Source organism: Shimia sp. (assembly GCF_041624275.1).
In the GTDB taxonomy this organism is placed as follows: Bacteria; Pseudomonadota; Alphaproteobacteria; order Rhodobacterales; family Rhodobacteraceae; genus Shimia.
In genome coordinates this window covers 20,537-40,099 of record NZ_JBFJVE010000002.1, presented here as the reverse complement: position 1 = coordinate 40,099, position 19,563 = coordinate 20,537, and the positions used below count along the sequence as shown (strand labels likewise).

Annotated in this window: 19 protein-coding genes; 11 read left to right on the top strand and 8 right to left on the bottom strand. The window is 66.2% G+C overall.

Annotated elements, in window-relative coordinates; all coding sequences use genetic code 11:
- The first annotated feature begins 10 nt into the window (after positions 1-10).
- On the top strand, positions 11-937 hold the full coding sequence (locus ABZD10_RS00475; RefSeq protein WP_372884133.1) for a LysR substrate-binding domain-containing protein: 927 nt from the start codon (positions 11-13) through the stop codon (positions 935-937).
- A gap of 2 nt (positions 938-939) precedes the next feature.
- Here the strand turns inward: ABZD10_RS00475 and ABZD10_RS00470 are convergent, their stop codons facing one another.
- The 6 genes from ABZD10_RS00470 to ade form a co-directional block, all read right to left on the bottom strand.
- The gene (locus ABZD10_RS00470) at positions 940-1,350 is read right to left on the bottom strand and encodes a thioredoxin family protein (protein ID WP_372884132.1); all 411 of its coding nucleotides are present in this window, start codon (positions 1,348-1,350) and stop codon (positions 940-942) included.
- A gap of 16 nt (positions 1,351-1,366) precedes the next feature.
- Complete coding sequence (locus ABZD10_RS00465) at positions 1,367-2,080, bottom strand: cytochrome c biogenesis CcdA family protein (RefSeq protein ID WP_372884131.1); 714 nt, start codon at positions 2,078-2,080, stop codon at positions 1,367-1,369.
- A 56-nt stretch (positions 2,081-2,136) separates the two neighbouring features.
- The gene (locus ABZD10_RS00460) at positions 2,137-3,012 is read right to left on the bottom strand and encodes a DMT family transporter (RefSeq protein WP_372884130.1); all 876 of its coding nucleotides are present in this window, start codon (positions 3,010-3,012) and stop codon (positions 2,137-2,139) included.
- Positions 3,013-3,143: 131 nt separating this feature from the next.
- Positions 3,144-3,431: an HU family DNA-binding protein gene (locus tag ABZD10_RS00455; protein ID WP_372884129.1), complete on the bottom strand. Its 288-nt coding sequence runs from the start codon at positions 3,429-3,431 to the stop codon at positions 3,144-3,146.
- A 165-nt stretch (positions 3,432-3,596) separates the two neighbouring features.
- Positions 3,597-5,075, bottom strand: a complete 1,479-nt coding sequence (locus ABZD10_RS00450) for an AMP nucleosidase (protein ID WP_372884128.1) — start codon at positions 5,073-5,075, stop codon at positions 3,597-3,599.
- A complete protein-coding gene (gene ade / locus ABZD10_RS00445) occupies positions 5,072-6,880 on the bottom strand; it encodes an adenine deaminase (protein WP_372884127.1) in 1,809 nt (602 codons plus the stop codon). Before ade ends, ABZD10_RS00450 begins: the two co-directional genes overlap by 4 nt.
- A gap of 104 nt (positions 6,881-6,984) precedes the next feature.
- Here ade and ABZD10_RS00440 point away from each other — a divergent pair, with 104 nt between their 5' ends.
- The gene (locus ABZD10_RS00440; protein WP_372884126.1) at positions 6,985-7,404 is read left to right on the top strand and encodes a glyoxalase; all 420 of its coding nucleotides are present in this window, start codon (positions 6,985-6,987) and stop codon (positions 7,402-7,404) included.
- Positions 7,405-7,587: 183 nt separating this feature from the next.
- On the top strand, positions 7,588-8,343 hold the full coding sequence (locus ABZD10_RS00435; protein ID WP_372884125.1) for a class II aldolase and adducin N-terminal domain-containing protein: 756 nt from the start codon (positions 7,588-7,590) through the stop codon (positions 8,341-8,343).
- 36 nt (positions 8,344-8,379) lie between these two features.
- Here ABZD10_RS00435 and ABZD10_RS00430 read toward each other — a convergent pair whose 3' ends face one another.
- Positions 8,380-9,327: a GlxA family transcriptional regulator gene (locus tag ABZD10_RS00430; protein WP_372884124.1), complete on the bottom strand. Its 948-nt coding sequence runs from the start codon at positions 9,325-9,327 to the stop codon at positions 8,380-8,382.
- 75 nt (positions 9,328-9,402) lie between these two features.
- Here ABZD10_RS00430 and ABZD10_RS00425 point away from each other — a divergent pair, with 75 nt between their 5' ends.
- The 5 genes from ABZD10_RS00425 (at position 9,403) to ABZD10_RS00405 (ending at position 14,336) form a co-directional block, all read left to right on the top strand.
- On the top strand, positions 9,403-10,566 hold the full coding sequence (locus ABZD10_RS00425; protein WP_372884123.1) for an acyl-CoA dehydrogenase family protein: 1,164 nt from the start codon (positions 9,403-9,405) through the stop codon (positions 10,564-10,566).
- 3 nt (positions 10,567-10,569) lie between these two features.
- Positions 10,570-10,866 (top strand): SelT/SelW/SelH family protein, encoded by a 297-nt coding sequence (locus ABZD10_RS00420; RefSeq protein WP_372884122.1) that lies wholly within the window; start codon positions 10,570-10,572, stop codon positions 10,864-10,866.
- A gap of 226 nt (positions 10,867-11,092) precedes the next feature.
- A complete protein-coding gene (locus tag ABZD10_RS00415; RefSeq protein WP_372884121.1) occupies positions 11,093-13,132 on the top strand; it encodes an acetate--CoA ligase family protein in 2,040 nt (679 codons plus the stop codon).
- Complete coding sequence (locus ABZD10_RS00410; protein WP_372884120.1) at positions 13,129-13,914, top strand: carnitinyl-CoA dehydratase; 786 nt, start codon at positions 13,129-13,131, stop codon at positions 13,912-13,914. The genes ABZD10_RS00415 and ABZD10_RS00410 overlap by 4 nt, the downstream gene beginning before the upstream one ends.
- The gene (locus ABZD10_RS00405; protein WP_372884119.1) at positions 13,911-14,336 is read left to right on the top strand and encodes a DUF1810 domain-containing protein; all 426 of its coding nucleotides are present in this window, start codon (positions 13,911-13,913) and stop codon (positions 14,334-14,336) included. The genes ABZD10_RS00410 and ABZD10_RS00405 overlap by 4 nt, the downstream gene beginning before the upstream one ends.
- Here the strand turns inward: ABZD10_RS00405 and ABZD10_RS00400 are convergent.
- The gene (locus tag ABZD10_RS00400; protein ID WP_372884118.1) at positions 14,326-14,970 is read right to left on the bottom strand and encodes a class I SAM-dependent methyltransferase; all 645 of its coding nucleotides are present in this window, start codon (positions 14,968-14,970) and stop codon (positions 14,326-14,328) included. The genes ABZD10_RS00405 and ABZD10_RS00400 overlap by 11 nt on opposite strands.
- Positions 14,971-15,048: 78 nt before the next feature.
- Between ABZD10_RS00400 and ABZD10_RS00395 the strand changes: the two genes are divergently transcribed.
- From ABZD10_RS00395 to purH, 3 genes are all read left to right on the top strand, one after another.
- Positions 15,049-15,903 (top strand): SDR family oxidoreductase, encoded by an 855-nt coding sequence (locus tag ABZD10_RS00395; protein ID WP_372884117.1) that lies wholly within the window; start codon positions 15,049-15,051, stop codon positions 15,901-15,903.
- Between the two features lie 232 nt (positions 15,904-16,135).
- Positions 16,136-17,878, top strand: a complete 1,743-nt coding sequence (locus ABZD10_RS00390) for a heparinase II/III family protein (RefSeq protein ID WP_372884116.1) — start codon at positions 16,136-16,138, stop codon at positions 17,876-17,878.
- A 19-nt stretch (positions 17,879-17,897) separates the two neighbouring features.
- The gene (gene purH / locus ABZD10_RS00385; RefSeq protein WP_372884115.1) at positions 17,898-19,487 is read left to right on the top strand and encodes a bifunctional phosphoribosylaminoimidazolecarboxamide formyltransferase/IMP cyclohydrolase; all 1,590 of its coding nucleotides are present in this window, start codon (positions 17,898-17,900) and stop codon (positions 19,485-19,487) included.
- Positions 19,488-19,563: the final 76 nt, after the last annotated feature.

The window sequence follows — 19,563 nt, the reverse complement described above, 5'->3', positions numbered from 1 at the left end:
AACCACAGTTATGCAGGAACTCTGGAAATTGCTGACCTCGCCGCGGCATCTGATCTTCTTCGAGGCCGCCGCGAGGCTGGGCTCTTTCACCAAGGCGGCACGGGAGCTGAACGTGCAGCAACCGGCGGTCAGTGCCGCGATCCGGCAGATGGAGGAAAGCCTCGGGGTGCGGCTTTTCCTGCGCGCCCATCGCGCCGTCACCCTGACGCCGGCAGGAGAACGCCTGTTTTCAGACGTTTCCGTGGCTTTGGAGCGGGTTCTGAACTCGGCCCGCGCGGTGCATCAGCGGGGCCGAAGCGATCATGTGACCCTGTCGGTGTCCACCGCCTTCGCCAATTACTGGATGGTGCCCCGCCTGCAGATGTTCCACGCCCAGAACCCCGGCATCGATCTGCGCCTGCAAACCAGCGACCGCGAACCCGATCTCGAAGATGAGGGCATCAGCCTCGGCATAAGAAGAGGCTATGGAAAATGGCAGGATTGTCAGGCGGCGCTGATCGCCCCCGAGATCATCTATCCGATCGCCAGCCCGCCGGTCATGGACGCCGCCCGGTCACTGAAGTGCATTCCCGACCTGTTGTCCCAGAGGCTGATTCACCTCGAGGAACCGATCCGCGAACGCCCTGCCTGGGGCGACTGGTTCGCCCATCACGGCGTCACCGACCGGGCCCCGCGCGCCGGGCTGCGGCTGAACGATTACGCGCTGGTGCTGCAGGCCGCCATGGCCGGAGAGGGCTTTGCCTTCGGCTGGCAGCACGTGACGCGCAGGCTGATCGCCCAGGGCCTGCTGGCGGCGCGCACCGATTGGGCCTGGCACACCGGGGCCGGGTTCTGGCTGGTGTGGTCGCGACACCGGCCGCTGATTCAACAGGCCGAACAGGTGCGCGACTGGCTGATCGCCAATGCCGAACCCGCGTCGGCGCGTGGCGTGACCTGAGTTCAGCCCGCGCGGGCCGCTGCCAGCGCCGTGTCCATCAGCGCCTTGATGACCTTCGTCGAAGTTCCGGCCACCACCCGGCCCAGCTCCTGGTCGCCCTTCAGCACCACCAGGGTCGAGCGGCGCGGGATCTTCAGCTCGCGGGTCAGCGCCGCGTCGCCGTACCGGTCCCAGTCGACATTGATGAAGACCACGTGGTTTTCATAGGCCGGCTCGGCGGCCTTCAGCGCCTCGATCACCCGCTCCTGCGCGGCGCAGGTGCTGCACCAGTCGGCCTTGAAATCCAGAAACACCGTATCGCCGGCGGCAAGGTGTTTCCGGACCAGACCCGGCGTGTAGTCGGCGGCGGCGATGGCCAGCCCCGGCAGGGTCAGGGCGGCGGTGGACAAGAGGGCGAATTGACGGCGGTTCATAGGGGTCTCCTTTGAGTCAGACGGAAACGGACAGGTCGATCAGCCAGGCGGGCAGGACCGAAATCAGCCAGGCCTCGATTTGGTAGTGCAGCTTGAAGAACAGCATCAGGCCGACGGCGACGAAGACCAGCCCCATGATCGGGCGGGCCGAAACCGCGACGCGGCGCATCAGCGCCTGCCGCTTGATCAGGGCCGAGCGGGCGCCATATCCGAGGCCAAGGATGATCGTCGATACGCCAAAGGCAAAGAACAGCATGATCGCCGCCGCCCGGGCCAGATCCTGCCCCTGGCTGGCCAGCGAGATCGCCCCGCCAAGGGTGGGGCCGACGCAGGGGCTCCAGACCGCACCCAGCAGGGCCCCGGCCAGAAACTGGCCGCGCAGCGTGGCCCGGTCGACCCGCTCGAGCCCGGCATCGGCATTGGCCGCGACGCCGGCGATGGCAGCGGAAAAGACGGCCGCGAACCGGGGCACCAGCAGCACCAGCCCAAAGCCGACCATCAGCACCGCACCGGCGCGCGCGATGTCGTCGGCCCGCAACCCCAAGCCATGCCCGAAGGCGGTCACCGCGATGCCGAGCGCCACGAAAGACAGGCTCATCCCTGCCGCGAGCACCAGCGGCCCGTGGCGGCTGGCCTGAAGGGCGGTGGCCAGCACGATCGGCAGCACCGGCAGGACGCAGGGGTTGATGAGGGTCAAAAGCCCGGCGGCATAGGCAAGGATCAGTTCCATGCCCCGTGATGCCGCTTTTGCCGCCGCTTGTCAGCCCGGGCGGCGCTGACGTTTGTTCACTTGGCCGTGTGCGTCTGTTTCGACAGCTGCACTGCCAGAATGCCGGCGGCGATGATCGCCACGCCCAGAACATCCATGAGACCCAGTTTTTCGCCCAGAATCAGGGCCGCGATGGCGACGCCGAAAAACGGGTTGAGAAAGTGGAAGGTCGCCGCCTTGACGGCACCGATCCGGGCCACCAGCGCGAACCAAACCCAGGTCGCCAGCAGGCCGGGCGCGAGGATCGTGTAGGTCAGGGCAGTCAGCATCACCGGGTTCCAGTTGAAAACCCAGGTCTCGAGGAAAAGCGAGGCGATCAACAGCACACCGGCCCCGACGAACATCTGAAGGCCGACGATCATCATCATGTTGCCCCCCGACGAGGCACCGCGCACCATCAGCGTCGCCACCGCAAGGCCGACGGCGGCGATCACGCAATAGGCCAGCCCCATGGGGTCGACCCCGGTGCCCATGCGCGAGCCCATGATCAGCAGGACACCGCCAAAGCCCAGCACCAGGCCCAGCGCCGCCAGCGGGCCGAGGCCCTCGCGCAGGATGGCCCAGCCGATGAAGGCGACGATCAGCGGCATGGTCGAGGCCACGATCGAGGCCAGCGAGGCCTCGACCGTGGTCATGGCAAGGAAGTTCAGCCCCAGGTAAAGCGCGTTCTGGCACAGGCCGAAGATCAGCGTGGCGCGCCACTGCTCGCGGGTCAGATGCCATGTCTGGCCCAGCGCCCGCGCGATGGCGACCCCGATACAGCCGGCGATGGCAAAGCGGATCGCCGAAATCGCGAAGGGCGGCGCGTCGGCAACGATGATCCGCGCCGAGGTAAAGGCCGACGACCAGATCAGGGCAAACAGCAACCCCATGCCAATTGAGCGAATGTCCATCTGCCCTGCCCCGCTTGCTTTACCGGCGGATGTAAACGCATTCCGGAACCGGCCGCAATGGTGGCAAGGCGGCGGGCAAACAAAAAGGGCCGCCCGATGACGACCCTTTCAATACCCAGACAGGCGCCGGCTCAGCCGTTGACGCTGTCTTTCAGCGCCTTGGCGATGGTCATCTTGACCACCTTGTCGGCGTCCTTCTTGATCTGTTCACCGGTGGCCGGGTTGCGCACCATGCGCTCGGGGCGCTCGCGGCAGTAGATCTTGCCAACCCCGGGCAGGGTCACCGCACCGCCGCCCGATACCTCGCGGGTGATCAGCGAGCAGACCGCATCCAGGGCCGCGCCGGCGGATTTCTTGTCGGTGCCCATGTCCTCGGCCAAAGCGGCAACGAGTTGGGTCTTGGTCATCGGTTTTGCCATTCCAGGTCTCCATTATACTGCCCGGTATTTGGGCCTCATGGCGCGCATTTAACGGGATATGGGGGTTGAACACAATGAAATCTGGCCACGGAATCCCTGCTTTTTTGGGAATTACATCGAATTTTTGACCAATCGGGCCAGAATGCTCGCCATATGCGAAGCCGCTCAGAGAAAGGCGGTTTCGTCGAAGCTGCGCAGCTTGCGCGAGTGCAGCCTTTCCAGCGGCATTTCACGCAGGGATTCCATGGCCCTGATTCCGATCATCAGGTGGCGGGCCACCTGCGTCTGATAGAATTCCGACGCCATGCCGGGCAATTTCAACTCGCCATGAAGTGGCTTGTCACTGACGCAGAGCAGGGTTCCGAAGGGCACCCGGAACCGGAACCCGTTGGCGGCGATGGTGGCGCTTTCCATGTCCAGCGCAACGGCGCGCGACTGGTCGAGACGGCGCACCGGGCCGGATTGATCGCGCAACTCCCAGTTGCGGTTGTCGATGGTGGCGACGGTGCCGGTGCGCATCACCCGCTTCAGGTCGTAGCCGCGCAGCTCGGTAACATCGGCCACCGCCTGCTCGAGCGCGATCTGCACCTCGGCCAGCGCCGGGATCGGCACCCAGACCGGCAGGTCGTCATCCAGCACGTGATCCTCGCGCAGATAGGCATGGGCAAGCACGAAATCCCCGAGATTCTGCGAATTGCGCAGCCCGGCGCAATGGCCGACCATGATCCAGGCATGCGGGCGCAGCACGGCGATATGGTCGGTGGCGGTCTTGGCGTTCGACGGGCCGACGCCGATATTGACCAGCGTGATCCCCGAACCATCCGCGCGCTTCAAATGAAAGGTCGGCATCTGCGGCTGCTGGGCCAGCGGTTCGATCGGCGTGTCGCCATCGGTGATCTCGACATTGCCGGTGCCGACGAACGAGACATAGCCGCTGTCTGGATCCTTCAGCTGGGCGCGGGCATAGGCCTCGAATTCGGACACGTAGAACTGGTAGTTGGTGAACAGCACGTGGTTCTGGAAATGCTCGGGATCGGTGGCGGTGTAATGGCTGAGCCGGGCCAGCGAATAGTCGACACGCTGCGCGGTAAAGGGTGCCAGCGGCGCGCTGCCGTCTTCGCTGACGAAAGTGCCGTTGACGATGTCGTCATTGGTGGTGGACAGCACCGGAACGTCGAAGACGTCGCGCAGGGTGAAATCGGCGGCCCCTTCCTGCGGCACCGTGAGGCCGCTTTGCGAGGTGACCGCGAAATGCAACGGAATCGGTGTCGTCGAAGGGCCGATCACCACCGGCGCGCTGTGATTGGCGATCAACAGCTGGATCTGATGCTCGAGATAGTTGCGGAACAGATCGGGGCGGGTGATCGTGGTCACATGGGTGCCGGGCTCCGCGACATGGCCATAGCTGAGCCGCGAGTCGATCTGGCTGAAACTGGTCGTGGTCAGGCGGATCTCGGGATAAAAGGCGCGGAACCGTTCGTTGCCGGCCCCCTTGCTCACCACCTGGCGGAACCGCTCGCACAGGAAGGTGGTGGCCGCCTCGTAAAGCTCTTCCAGCCGGTCCACCGCCGCCTTGGGGTCGGTAAAGGAGTCGGCGCCCGGCACGGTCGCGGTGATCACCATGGCGTCTGGTTGCGGGGTCATTGGCTGGGTTCCAACAGGTCAATACGTTCAAACTTGCGCACATCGACAAGTCCAAGGTCGGAGATGCGCAGTTCCGGGATCACCACCAAGGCCAGCAGCGAATGCTGCATATAGGCGTTGTTGAGCTTGCAGCCGCATTGCTGCATCGCATCCACCATTGCTTGGGCCTTCACGGCCACCTCGGAGGCCGGGCTGTCGGACATCAGACCGGCAATGGGCAGTTCGACCATGGCGATCTCCTTGCCGTCCTGCCAGACCGTGATGCCACCGCCGACCTCGCCAAGCCGATTGGCGGCCAGCGCCATGTCGCTCCGACTGGTGCCGATGACGATCATGTGGTGGCTGTCATGGGCCACGGTCGAGGCCATGGCCATATTGCCAGTATAGCCGAACCCGGACACGAAACCGTTGGTCACGCCGCCCGTGGCGCGGTGGCGTTCGACCAGCGCGATCTGGGCGACATCGGCCTCGGTGTCGCCTTCGACGATGCCGCTGTGCACCGCCAGATCCGCTTTCAGCGCCCGTGTCGGGGCCTGGTTCTCGACCACGCCAATGACATTGGCCGTGACCCTGTTGGCCCCCTCGGGGGCGGCGATTTCGAAATCTCCGGCGGCAAGGGTTTTGCCCAGATGCACCGTGTTGCGGGCATGATCCGGCCAGTCGAAATGCGGGCAGTCGACAAGGCACTGCCCGTCCTTGGCGATGGTTCTGCCACGGGCAATCACATGTTCTATGGGCAGGGCGGTCAGATCAGAGGTCAGAATGACATCGGCCCGGCGCCCCGGCGTGATCGAGCCGATCTCGCGTTCCAGACCAAAATGGGTGGCGGTGTTGATGGTGGCCATCTGCAAGGCCACCACCGGATCGCAGCCGCAGGCGATGGCATGGCGCACCACCCGGTTCATATGGCCATCGTTGACCAGGGTGCCGGAATGGCTGTCGTCGGTGCAGAGGATGAAGCTGCGCGGATCAAGCCCCTTTTCGGTGACGGCGGTGATCTGGGTTTCGACGTCATACCAGGCCGAACCGAGCCGCATCATCGAGCGCATGCCCTGGCGCACCCGGGCGATGGCGTCGGCCTCGCAGGTGCCTTCGTGGTCATCCGCCGGGCCACCCGCCACATAGGCCGCGAAACGCGGACCCAGATCGGGCGAGGCAAAATGGCCGCCGACGGTCTTGCCGGCATCCTGCGTGGCGGCGATCTCGGCCAGCATCTGGGCATCACCGTTGATGACGCCGGGAAAATTCATCATCTCGCCCAGACCAATGATGCCGGGCCAGGTCATCGCCTCGGCGACATCCTCGGCCGAGATTTCAAAGCCGGTGGTTTCCAGCCCCGGCGCCGAAGGCGCGCAGGAGGGCATCTGGGTGAAGATGTTGACCGGCTGCATCAGGGCTTCGTCATGCATCATGCGCACGCCCGCAAGCCCCAGCACATTGGCGATCTCATGCGGGTCGGTGAACATCGAGGTGGTGCCATGCGGGATCACCGCGCGGGCGAATTCCGCCGGGGTCAGCATGCCGCTTTCGATATGCATATGCGCATCGCAGAGGCCGGGGATCATGTACCGGCCATTGGCTTCGATGACCTCAGTTTCGGGGCCGGTGCAATGGCCGGCGTCAGGACCGACAAAGGCGATGCGGCCCTCGGCAATGGCAATGTCATGGCCGGTCAGGATCTCGCGGGTGTGAACATTGACCCAGGCGCCCTGTCGGATCACCAGATCGGCGGCGTCACGACCGGCGGCCACCGCCACCAGGCGCGGGGCACATTGGGCCCAGGTCTTGAGATTTTTCTGCTCCATGCGGCAGGTTGACACGGGTTGCGGCGCGGTTCAAGGCTGGCTGTGATGAAGCTTTTGCGACAGGGGTCGGAACTGGGGACGACTGGGCGCGACAGGGGGGCGAGATGGATTTGGACAGTGTCGACGCGGCTGTTTTCGGGGCCTCGCTGAGGGGGGTCGGTCTCAATCTGGTGGTGCCGGACGTTCTGGCCAAATGCGCCCTGTTAGAGACTGTTTTCGAGATGAAGGCCCATCGGGCCAGCGCCGATTTCGCCATTCTCGCCTATGGCGACCAGCTGTTTCAGCTGCACAGCGACGCCACCTATCATTCGAACCCGCTTCTGGGGCTGTTGCCCGAGGCCGGGGCCCGCGGCGCCGGGATCGAAATCCGGCTGTTCGACAGCGACCCGGACCTTGCCGCGGCGCGGGGCGAGGCCGCCGGCATGCATCTCTTTCAGGCGCCGAGCGACAGGCCGCACGGGCTGCGTGAAGCCTATCTTCTGTGCCCCGACGGCTATGCCTGGGTGCCCTCACGCCCCTTGTGAGCGCCATGTGACCGCAATGAGGGGCGCTGCCCCTCTTGGCCTGCGGCCAATTCACCCCGGGATACTTGGGGCAAGAGAAATGGGCCGCACAAGACCGGGGCCCTGTGCGGCGGGGGGGCAGATTCCTGTTGCCCGGGGCGTTCGATGCGGTCGAGAGTGGCGTCAGCACAAGGAGACCCGACCATGGCAACAGCTCACCCGCGCCGCAACCTCGACCACTGGCAGGAGCGCGTCGATCTGGCGGCGGCATTTCGCTGGACCGCGCGGCTCGACATGCACGAGGGGGTGGCCAACCATTTCTCGCTGTCGGTGAACGACGACGGGACGCGGTTCCTGATGAACCCCAACCAGATGCATTTCAGCCGCATCCGCGCCAGCGACCTGCTGCTTCTCGACGCCAATGATCCCGATGCGCTCGCCGGTCCGGGGGCGCCGGACCCCACCGCCTGGGGCCTGCATGGCAGCCTGCACCGCCTGTGCCCCCATGCCCGCTGCGCCATGCATGTCCATTCGATCCACGCCACGGTCCTGGCGTCGCTGGCCGACAGCCGCCTGCCCCCGATCGACCAGAACACCGCGATGTTCTTCAACCGCCATGTCGTCGACGAGGGCTTTGGCGGGCTGGCCTTCGAGGACGAGGGGCGGCGCTGCGCGCGGCTGCTGAGCGACCCGGGCGTCAAGACCATGATCATGGGCAATCACGGGGTGATGGTGATCGGCGATACGGTGGCCGAGACCTTCAACCGGCTTTATTATTTCGAACGCGCCGCCGAGACCTATATCCGCGCCCTTCAGACCGGCCGCGCATTGCGGGTGCTGAACGACGAGATCGCCGAAAAGACCGCGCGCGAACTCGAGTGCTATCCCGAGCAGGACTGGCGCCACCTGGCCGAGATCAAGGCAATACTCGACGAAGAGGGGTCGACCTATGCCGGCTGAGGCCGCAAGAGGCACTGTCCACCGATCCGGTCCCGGTCAGCGGCCGGCGCGGCGCAGCCGGCGCGGCGTCGTCGCGAAGGTCTCGCGGAAGGCGCGGGTCATCGCCGCCGGGGTCTGGTAACCGCAGCGCAGCGCGATCTCGGCCACCGTCAGGTCGGTTTCCTGGGTCAGTTTGCGCGCCAGGTTGAGCCGCAGCCGCCTGTAGACCGTTTGCGGCGGCGCCCCGAGATCGGCCCGCATCCGTGCCTCGAGCGCCTTCTGGGTGCCACCGCAGCGGCGGGCGACCTCGGCGATCGGCAGCGGCTCTTCCAGGTTTTCCTGCATCAGCGCCAGCGCCCGGTTGACGACGCGGCTCGCCGGCCCCGCCCCGCCGGCATGGTTGCGCGCCGAGCCGCGGGTCATGAACAGCTGTGACACCTCCAGCGCCAGCGCCTCGCCATGGTCGCGGCCGATCATGTGCATGACCAGGTCAAAGGCCGCCATGGCCCCCGAACAGGTGATGCAGTTGCCGTCGATGACGAAACGCTCGCGCCGCACCTCGACCTCCGGGAAACGTTCGGCAAAGCCCGTCAGCTCCTCCCAGTGGATGGTGGCGCGATGCCCCTCAAGCAGGCCGGCCTCGGCCAGAAGCCAGCTGCCGGTATCAAAGCCGGCCAGCGCGCCGAAACGGCGCGCGGCGGCGCGCAACGCCTGCTGGGTGACCCAGCCGGCATGCCCCTCGAACCCGTAGGAGGGCATCACGGCGAGAAGGTCTCCGGCGGCGCGGCTGAGCGGCTGGTGCGGCGCCACGGTCAGACCGCTGGAACTTTGCGCAGCCTGCCCGTCCAAGGTCAGAAACTGCCAGCGATAAAGCGATCGGCCCGAAAGCATATTGGCCGCGCGCAGCGGTTCCACGGTGTTGGCAAGGCAGAAATTGGAAAACCCGTCGAAGAGGAGAATACCGAATTGCTGCGGGGCAGCGGAAGTTTTCGACCAGTTTCGCATCTTAAACTTCTAATTCTGCATGTTTCAGCCTGTCAACGCCGCGTAAGCAGAGTCCAAACCGATCAGGAACCCGTGATGCATTTTTCCATGACAGAAGAACAGTCGATGATCGTCGACACCACCCGCGCCTTCGTGGAACAGGAGCTTTATCCGCATGAGGCCGCGATCGAACGCAGCGGGCGGCTGGACATGGACCTCGTGCGCGAGATTCAGGCCAAGGCGATGGCCGCAGGTCTCTATGCTGCCAACATGCCCGAGGACGTCGGCGGCGCCGGTCTCGATACGCTGAGCTGGCTGATGTATGAAAAGGAGCTGGGGCGCAGCAACTATGCCCTGCATTGGACCTGTATCGCGCGGCCCTCGAACATCCTGCTCGCCGGTACGGATGAGCAGAAAGAGAAATACCTCTATCCCTGCATGCGCGGCGAAACCTGGGATTGCCTGGCGATGACCGAACCGGGGGCCGGGTCGGACCTGCGCGGCATGACCGCCAGCGCGCGCCGCGACGGCGACGACTGGGTTCTGAATGGCACCAAGCATTTCATCAGCCACGCCGACATCGCCGGCTTTGCGATCGTGTTCATGGCGACGGGCGAGGAAGAGACACCCCGCGGGCGCAAGAAGAAGATCACCGCCTTCTTCGTCGACAAGGGCACGCCCGGGTTTTCGGTACGCGACGGCTATCGCAACGTCAGCCATCGCGGCTATACCAACGCGGTGCTGGAATTCGACGACTGCCGCCTGCCGGCCTCGGCGGTTCTGGGCGAAGTCGACAGGGGGTTCGAGCTGGCCAACACCTGGCTGGGCGCCACCCGCCTGCAGGTCGCGGCCACCTGTCTGGGGCGCGCCGAACGGGCCATGCAGCATGCGGTGGAATATGCCGCCGAGCGCAGGCAGTTCGGCCAGCAGATCGGCAAGTTCCAGGGCGTGTCCTTCAAACTGGCCGACATGGCGCTCGCGTTGAAGGCGGCCAACCTTCTGACCTGGGAAGCGGGCTGGAAGTTCGACCAGGGCACGGTCACCGAAAGCGACATGGCGATGGCCAAGCTGAAAGCCACCGAGATGCTGGCCATGGTCGCCGATGAGGCGATCCAGATCCACGGCGGCATGGGGCTGATGGACGAACTGCCGCTCGAGCGCATCTGGCGCGACGCGCGGGTCGAACGCATCTGGGAAGGGACATCCGAGATCCAGCGCCATATCATCAGCCGCGAATTGCTGCGCCCTTACGGAGGCTGAAAAATGTCGAAACCGCTTGTCACCATAACCTATTGCACCGGATGCAACTGGATGCTGCGCGCCGCCTGGCTGGGTCAGGAACTGCTGCAAAGCTTTGGCACCGATCTTGGCGGGGTCACGCTGATCCCCGGAGAGATCGGGGGCGTCTTCGAGATCACCGTCGATGGCGAAGTGATCTGGGAGCGCAGGCGCGACGGCGGGTTTCCCTCCAGCAGAGACCTGAAAGCCCGGCTGCGCGACCGCATCGACCCCGAACGCGATCTCGGTCACATCGACCGCGACGCGACCGGCGCAGTTTAGATTTCATGCCTCCGGCGGGGATATTTGCAGCAAGAGAAAAAGGGAGGCCACGCAGAGCCCCCCTTTCGAAAGAAACATTCGCCTCTTTCCCTTGCACGGTCATCGGCGTCCCCGCCTGTACCGTGACCCAAGGCTCGCAAAAACCGGTTAAGACTTCGTGTCTTTCTCTTGCTGCAATTATCCCCGCCGGAGGCTCCCATGCTTTCCTCCCGCGAATAGGTGTCCGGTGAAACGCGACCTGTCGAGACTGTTCCGCCCCGAAACCATTGCCGTGATCGGCGGTGGTGCCTGGTGTGCCCTGGTGATCGCGCAATGCCGCAGCATGGGATTTGCCGGCGCGATCTGGCCCGTGCATCCGCACAAAGCGGAAGTGGCCGGGCTGCCCGCCTACCCGGATGTGGCCGCTCTTCCCGCCGCGCCGGATGCCAGTTTCATCGGTGTGAACCGGTTCCAGACCATCAACATCCTTGCCGCCCTTGCCGCGCGCGGGGCCGGGGGCGCGGTCTGTTTTGCCAGCGGCTTTCGCGAGGCCGAGGCCGAGGACGCCGAAGGCGCCACCCTGCAGGATCAGCTGCTGGACGCGGCGGGCGACATGTCGTTCTTGGGGCCGAATTGTTATGGTTTCGTCAATTACCTGGACGGCGCCCTGCTATGGCCGGACCAGCATGGCGGCAAGGCGGTCGAAAGCGGCGTGGCCATCGTCACGCAAAGCTCGAACATCGCCATCAACATGACCATGCAGATGCGCGGCCTGCCGCTGGCCTATGTGGTGACCGCCGGCAATCAGGCGCAATGCGGCATCGCGCAGATCGGCCAGGCGCTCTTGCAAGATCCGCGCGTGACCGCGCTGGGGCTGCATATCGAGGGCTTTGGCGATCTGCGCGCCTTCGAAGCGCTGGCCGAGACGGCGCGCAGGCTGGGCAAGCCGATCATCGCGCTGAAAGTGGGCAAATCCGATCAGGCGCGCGCCGCGACCGTGTCTCATACCGCCTCGCTTGCGGGCGGGGATGCGGGTGCCGGGGCCTTGCTCGCGCGCCTCGGCATTCCGCGACTGTCTTCGATCCCCGAGTTCATCGAGACCTTGAAACTGTTGCATGTGGTGGGCTGGCTGCCGTCGAGCCGCATCGCCTCGATCAGCTGTTCGGGGGGCGAGGCCAGTCTGGCGGCCGATACCGCACATGGGCGCGGGGTTTGGTTTCCGCCCCTGAACGACACCCAGAAAGTCGAACTGCGCGCGGCGCTGGGACCGATGGTGGCACTGGCCAATCCGCTGGATTATCACACCTATATCTGGCGCGACGCCAAAGCGATGACCGCCGCCTGGGCCGCCATGATGGACCCTTCGCTGGCCATTACCTTGTTGATCGTGGATTTCCCCCGCGACGACCGTTGCGATCCGCGCGACTGGGATTGTGCCGTGACCGCGGCGATCGGCGCCAAGCAGGCGCGCAATGCCAATGTGGCGATGGTCGCCACCCTGCCCGAGCTGATCAGCGAAGAAATCGCGGAAGTGCTGATCGAGGCCGGGGTGGTGCCATTGGCCGGCCTCAGCGAGGCGATCGCCGCATGCGAGGCGGCGTCGATGGTGCGGCCTGCAGAAATCCTGCCGCTTTGCCTGCCCAGTGACACCGTGACCCCAGAGCTGATCCCCGAAGCCGAAGCCAAGGCCCGATTGGCCAAGTTCGGATTGAGGGTGCCCCGGGCGCAAAGCGTCTCGGTGGCGGAAGAAGCCGGCACTGCGGCGGCGCAGATCGGCTTTCCTGTGGTGCTCAAGGGCGAGGGCATCGCCCATAAGACCGAGGCCGGCGCCGTGGCGCTGAACCTGGGCGATGCCGGGGCCGTGGTACGGGCAGCCCGCAGGATGCCTTGCACGGATTTACTTGTCGAAGAGATGGTGACCGGCGCCGTGGCTGAATTGCTGATCGGCGTGGTCAAGGATCCGGCGCATGGCTTCGTGCTCACCCTGGCCGCGGGCGGCACCCTGACCGAGCTGATGCAGGACAGCGCCAGCCTGCTGCTGCCGGCGAGCGACGCCATGATCGACGATGCGCTGTCGTCATTGCGCATGGCCAGGCTGCTCGACGGCTATCGCGGCGCGCCGGCCGCCGACCGCGCCGCGATCCTGCGCGCCATCCGCGCGGTCGAGGCCTACGTGCTTGCCAAGGCCGAAGGACTTGAGGAAATTGAAATCAACCCGCTGCTGTGCACCCCCGACGACGCCATAGCGGCAGACGCGTTGCTGCGACGGAAGGACCGACCCGAATGAGCACATCCCCTGTGAAGACCCGGCGCGAGGGCGCCATTCTCGAGGTGACGCTGGACCGCCCCAAGGCCAATGCGATCGACCTCGCCACCAGCCGCATCATGGGCGAGGTGTTCCGCGATTTCCGCGATGACCCCGAGTTGCGCGTCGCGATCCTGACCGGCGGCGGTGACAGGTTCTTCTGCCCCGGCTGGGATCTCAAGGCCGCCGCCGACGGCGATGCGGTCGACGGCGATTACGGCGTCGGCGGCTTTGGCGGCCTGCAAGAGCTGCGCGACATGAACAAACCGGTGATCGCCGCCGTCAACGGCATCGCCTGCGGTGGCGGGCTCGAGCTGATGATCTCGGCCGATATCATCATTGCCGCCGATCACGCCAGCTTCGCCCTGCCCGAGATCCGCTCGGGCACCGTGGCCGATGCCGCCAGCGTGAAACTGCCCAAGCGCATCCCCTATCACATCGCCATGGAACTGCTGCTGACCGGGCGCTGGTTCGACGCCGAAGAAGCGCACCGCTGGGGGCTGGTGAACGAGATCGTCGCCGGCGACCGGCTGATCGAGCGCGCATGGGAGCAGGCCCGGCTGCTGGCCAGCGGTCCGCCGCTGGTCTATGCCGCAATCAAGGAAATCGTCCGCGATGCCGAAGACCAGAAGTTTCAGGATGCCATGAACCACATTACCCAGCGCCAGCTGCGCAGCGTCGATGTGCTTTACGACAGCGAAGACCAGCTGGAAGGCGCCCGCGCCTTTGCCGAGAAACGCGATCCGGTCTGGAAGGGGCGGTGATCGACGCCGCCGATATCGAACGCTTCCTGCCCCGGCAGGAGGAAACCCATGCAGCGGCGCTGGCCGAGCTTGGCGCCGGGCGCAAGATCGGCCACTGGATCTGGTGGGAACTGCCGCAGCTCAGGGCGCTGGGGCGCTCGCAACGCGCGCATGACTACGGGCTGGCCGATCTCGACGAGGCGGCGCGCTATCTGGCGCATCCGGTTCTGGGCCCGCGGCTGATCGAACTGTGCCGGGCGCTGCTGTCCCATCCGGATCAGAGCGCCGCCGCCATCATGGGCCCGGTCGATGCGCTGAAACTGCGCAGCACCGCCACCCTCTTCGCCGCCCTGCCCCAGGCACCGGGAGAGTTCGGCCGGCTGCTCGAAGTCTTCTACGAAGGCCAGCCCTGCCCCCTCACGCGCAGCCGGATCACCCCCTGACCCGCCGGAACTGCGCAATATAGAGGGTGTCGTCCCTATGGGGTCCGGTGGCCTTGGCGCCATAGATGGGATGCTCGGTCAGGCGCAGATCGGTGATCCGGTGGCGCAGGGCGCGCAGCTTTGCTTCGAAGCCACGCGCGCGGTAGTGCGCGCGGTTGATCGACAGCACCAGCAAGCCGCCGGGATGGGTGATGCGCAGCAGTTCCTCCAGCGCCGCCGGGCCGACGTGGCCGCAGGTGAAGGTGCCCGAGCTGACCACGCCCTCATAGGCAGCGTCATCGACCGGCAGCCTCCCGTTGAGATCACCGGCGAACAGCTTGCGGTAGAGGCGCTTGCGTTCGGCCACGTTCAGCATTTCCCGGGAAATGTCGGTCGCATCCACCGGTCCGATGCCCAGTTTGACCAGCGCCTGGCCGCAGAGCCCGGTGCCGGCGCCCACATCCAGAACCGGCCCGATGCCCCCGGCCGCCTTGTAGGCCGCCGCCACATGGCTCGGCGCCTGGTAATCATGCGCCCGGGCAAAGCTCTGGTCATAGGTCTCCGCCCAATCGGCATAAAGGCGGCGTGAATCCGCCGGGGTCTCCAACGCATAGGCGCGGTCCAGAATCGAAATCTTGGGATGGGTCTCTTGCATGACCCAGTGAACCGCGTGCGGGCGCGCCGATCAAGGGTTTTGCTTGAATGCCGGCGCGCATGAGGGCAGGTTGCGGCCATGAAGAACACATTGCTTTCACTCGGACACGGGTTCTCGGCGCGCGAACTGGGGCGCCAGCTGGCGGCGCAGGGCTGGCGCGTCATCGGCACCACGCGCAAACCGGAAAAATTCACTGAATTCAGGGCCGAAGGCGTTGAGCCCCTGCTCTGGCCCTGCGATCTCGAGGCGGCGCTCGAGGGGGTGACCCACCTGCTGACCTCGATCGCGCCGGATGCCGAGGGCGACCCGGTGCTGCGCCGCCATCGCGCGGTGATCGAAAGCGCCGCCCCCCGGCTGCAATGGGTCGGCTACCTGTCGACCACGGGGGTCTACGGCGATCACGACGGCGGCTGGGTCGACGAGGATTCGCCCACCGAGCCGGCAACGCTGCGTGGCCGGCGCCGGGTTCTGGCCGAAGGCGAATGGCTGGAAATACCCGGCCTGCCGGTGCATGTCTTCCGCCTCGCCGGCATCTACGGCCCGGGGCGCGGCCCCTTTGCCAAGCTGCGCAAGGGCGTGGCCCAGCGGGTGATCAAGAAGAACCAGGTCTTCAGCCGCGCCCATATCGAGGACATCGCCCAGGTGCTCGCGGCCTCGATCGCCCGGCCCGATCCGGGGCGCATCTACAACGTCTGCGACGACGACCCGGCCCCGCCCCAGGAGGTGATCGAATACGCGGCCCGCTTGCTGGGCATGGAGCCCCCGCCCGCCGTGCCCTTCGAAGAGGCCGAGATGAGCCCGATGGCGCGCAGCTTCTATTCCGACAGCAAGCGGGTCCGCAACGACCGCATCAAGGACGAACTGGGCGTGACTCTGAAACACCCCACCTACAAGGCCGCCCTGCGCGCCATGCTGGCCGCCGAACGGGGCTGAACCGCCCACAGCCCCCGGGCTTCATCTCTTCGACAATACTCAGGGGTGAGACCGGGGCTTGCCCCGCAGGCGCCGGGCGAGGGGCAGCGCCCCTCTGCGTGGGCAGCGGCGGACCGCGCTGCGGCTCCGCTCTTCGGGCCCTCACTTCGCACAGGCACGATTCAATCGGTGACTTTGCGCTGGCTCGGCTCTATTGTGGCCCAAAAAGCCACCAAGGCGCAGAGGCAGAGAGATGAGCCACCCGAACGGGGTTTCGGCGCGCTGGACGCGTTTCATGCACCGTGTGCACGCACGGCTGAGCACGCGCGCGCGCCCGGCGACGGCCTTCACCTCGATGCCCGAACCGCGCACCATCGGCAGTTTCGCCCGCGGCCGCCAGCTGATCGCCGGCAACTACCTGTTCGCCGGCCACCTGGTGACCGCCCCCGAACAATCGCTCTGGGAGATCCGGGTCGCCGACCCGGTCTACGCGCAGGAGCTGCAGGGCTTTGCCTGGCTCGACGATCTCGCGGCGGTCGGCGACCCCTCCGCGCAGGCCAGGGCCCAGGACTGGGTCTGGGCCTGGATCGCCCTTTACGGGCGCGGCAGCGGCCCCGGCTGGACCCCGGACCTGACCGGCCGCCGGCTGATCCGCTGGATCAACCACGCGCTGTTCCTTTTGCGCGGCCGCGATGCCGCCCAGTCGCAGGCCTTCTACCGATCGCTCGGCCAGCAGACGATCTTCCTGTCGCGGCGCTGGCAGAAATCGGCCTCGGGCCTGCCCCGTTTCGAGGCGCTGACCGGGCTGATCTATGCCGGTCTCGCGCTCGAGGGGATGGGCAGCCACGTGGCGCTGGCGGTCCGGGCGCTGGACCGCGAATGCCGCGATCAGGTCGACGAACAGGGCGGCATCCCGACCCGCAACCCCGAAGAGCTGCTGGAAGTGTTCACGCTGCTGACCTGGGCCGCGGCGGCGCTGAGCGGGGCCGGCCAGAGCCCGGGCGCGGCCCATGTCGAGGCGATTTCCAGAATCGCGCCGACCCTGAGAACACTGCGCCATTCCGACGGCGGGCTGGCCCGCTTCCACTGCGGCGGCCGCGGCCTCGAGGGGCGGCTCGACCACGCATTGGCGGAAAGCCAGGTCAAGACGCGGCAGTCGGACGGGCTTTCGATGGGCTATGCCCGCCTGTCGGCCGGGCGCACCAGCATCATCGTCGATGCCAGCCCGCCGCCGGCCGGGCGCGCCTCGGTGAACGCCCATGCCTCGACCCTTGCCTTCGAGCTGACCAGCGGCCGCCGGCCGGTGATCGTCAACTGCGGCTCCGGGGTCAGCTTCGGCCCGGACTGGCGCCGCGCCGGCCGCGCCACCCCCAGCCATTCGACCCTGTCGCTGGACGGCTATTCCAGCGCCCGGCTCGGCGATGCCGGGCGCGGATGGCGCGAGGAACAGCTCGTCGATGCGCCGCGCAAGGTGCCGATCCAGATGAGCCAGGCACCGGACGGTCAGCGCTTTCAGGGCGGCCACGACGGGTTTCTGCGCACCCACGGTCTGACCCATGCGCGCACCCTCGAGCTGACCTTCGACGGGCGCGGGGTGGTGGGCGAAGATCTTCTGGTGGCGCTGGACGATCCGGCCAAGCGCCGCTTCGACCGGGCGATGGACGCCAAGTCGCTTCAGGGCATTCCGCTCCAGATTCGCTTTCACCTCCACCCCGAGGCCGACGCCACGCTCGATCTTGGCGGCACCGCGGTCTCGGTGGCGCTGAAAAGCGGCGAGATCTGGATATTCCGCCATGGGAAAGGCGCCCGGATGACCCTTGAGCCCAGTGTTTTTCTCGAAAAAACACGTCTAAAACCCCGCGCGACAAAACAGGTCGTTCTCTCTGGCGTCGCAATGGAGTATGCGACGCGCATCCGGTGGTCTCTGACCAAAGCCCAGGATTCCTCCGTGGCGATCCGAGACCTCAACCGGGACGAGCTGGATATGACAACCTGACCTTGGAACTTGTGAACCTATGACCGAACCGACCCCCATCCGCCGCGCCCTGATTTCCGTTTCAGACAAGACCGGCCTGATCGAGCTGGGACAGGCGCTGTCCCAGCGTGGCGTGGAACTGCTTTCGACCGGCGGCAGCGCCAAGGCCATGCGCGAGGCCGGTCTCGCGGTCAAGGACGTGTCCGAGGTGACCGGCTTTCCGGAAATGATGGACGGCCGCGTCAAGACCCTGCACCCGATGGTGCATGGCGGGCTTCTGGCGCTGCGCGACAATGCCGACCACGTGGCGGCGATGGAAGAACACGGCATCGGCCCGATCGACCTTCTGGTGGTCAACCTCTACCCCTTCGAGGCCACGGTTGCCGCCGGCGCCGACTATGAGACCTGCATCGAGAACATCGACATCGGTGGCCCGGCGATGATCCGCGCGGCGGCCAAGAACCACGGCGACGTGACGGTGATCGTCGACGTCGAGGACTACGACAAGCTGCTTGGCGACATGGACAAGCACAACGGCGGCACCTGCTCGAAGTTCCGCAAGCGCCGGGCCCAGATCGCCTATGCCCGCACCGCCGCCTATGATGCCGCGGTGTCGAACTGGATGGCCGAGGCCGTCGGCTACGAGACGCCGCGCCGTCGCGCCGTCGCCGGGACCGTCAAGCAAACGCTGCGCTACGGCGAGAACAGCCATCAGAAAGCGGTGTTCTACACCGATGGCTCGAACCGTCCCGGCGTCGCCACGGCGGTTCAGCTGCAGGGCAAGGAACTGAGCTACAACAACATCAACGACACCGATGCCGCGTTCGAACTGGTGGCCGAGTTCGACCCCGCCGACGGCCCGGCCTGCGCGATCATCAAACACGCCAACCCCTGCGGCGTCGCTGTCGGCGCGACCCTGGCCGAAGCCTATCAGAAGGCCTTTGACTGCGACCGCACCAGCGCCTTTGGCGGCATCGTGGCGCTGAACCAGCCGCTGGACGCCGACACCGCCAGCAAGATCGTCGAGATCTTTACCGAGGTGGTGATCGCCCCCGGCGCCTCGGAAGACGCCAAGGAAATCTTTGCCGGCAAGAAGAACCTGCGCCTGCTGCTGACCGAAGCCCTGCCCGACCCGCGCCAGCCGATCATGGCCTACAAACAGGTCGCCGGCGGCATGCTGATCCAGGACAAGGATGTCGGCCATGTCGGGCGCGACGACCTGAAGGTGGTGACCAAGAAGGCCCCGAGCGACGCGGAAATGGCCGACCTGCTGTTCGCCTGGAAAGTCGCGAAACACGTCAAGTCGAACGCCATCGTCTATGTCCGGGACGGCGCCACCGTCGGCGTCGGCGCCGGCCAGATGAGCCGGCTCGACAGCGCCAATGTCGCCGCCGCCAAGGCCGAGCGCATGGCGGCCGAACTGGGCATGGACGAAAGCCCGGCCAAGGGCTGCGCGGTGGCCTCGGATGCTTTCTTCCCCTTTGCCGACGGTCTTCTGGAAGCCGCCGCCGCCGGTGGCAAATGCGTCATCCAGCCGGGCGGATCGATGCGCGACAACGAAGTGATCGCGGCAGCGGACGAAGCCGGGCTGGCCATGGTGTTCACCGGCATGCGCCATTTCCGCCACTGAGGGCGGCCATATTGTCGCGGCCCGGGGGCCGGAAACCCCGGACCGCGACGCAAACGGCGCAAGCCCCGCCAAGAAG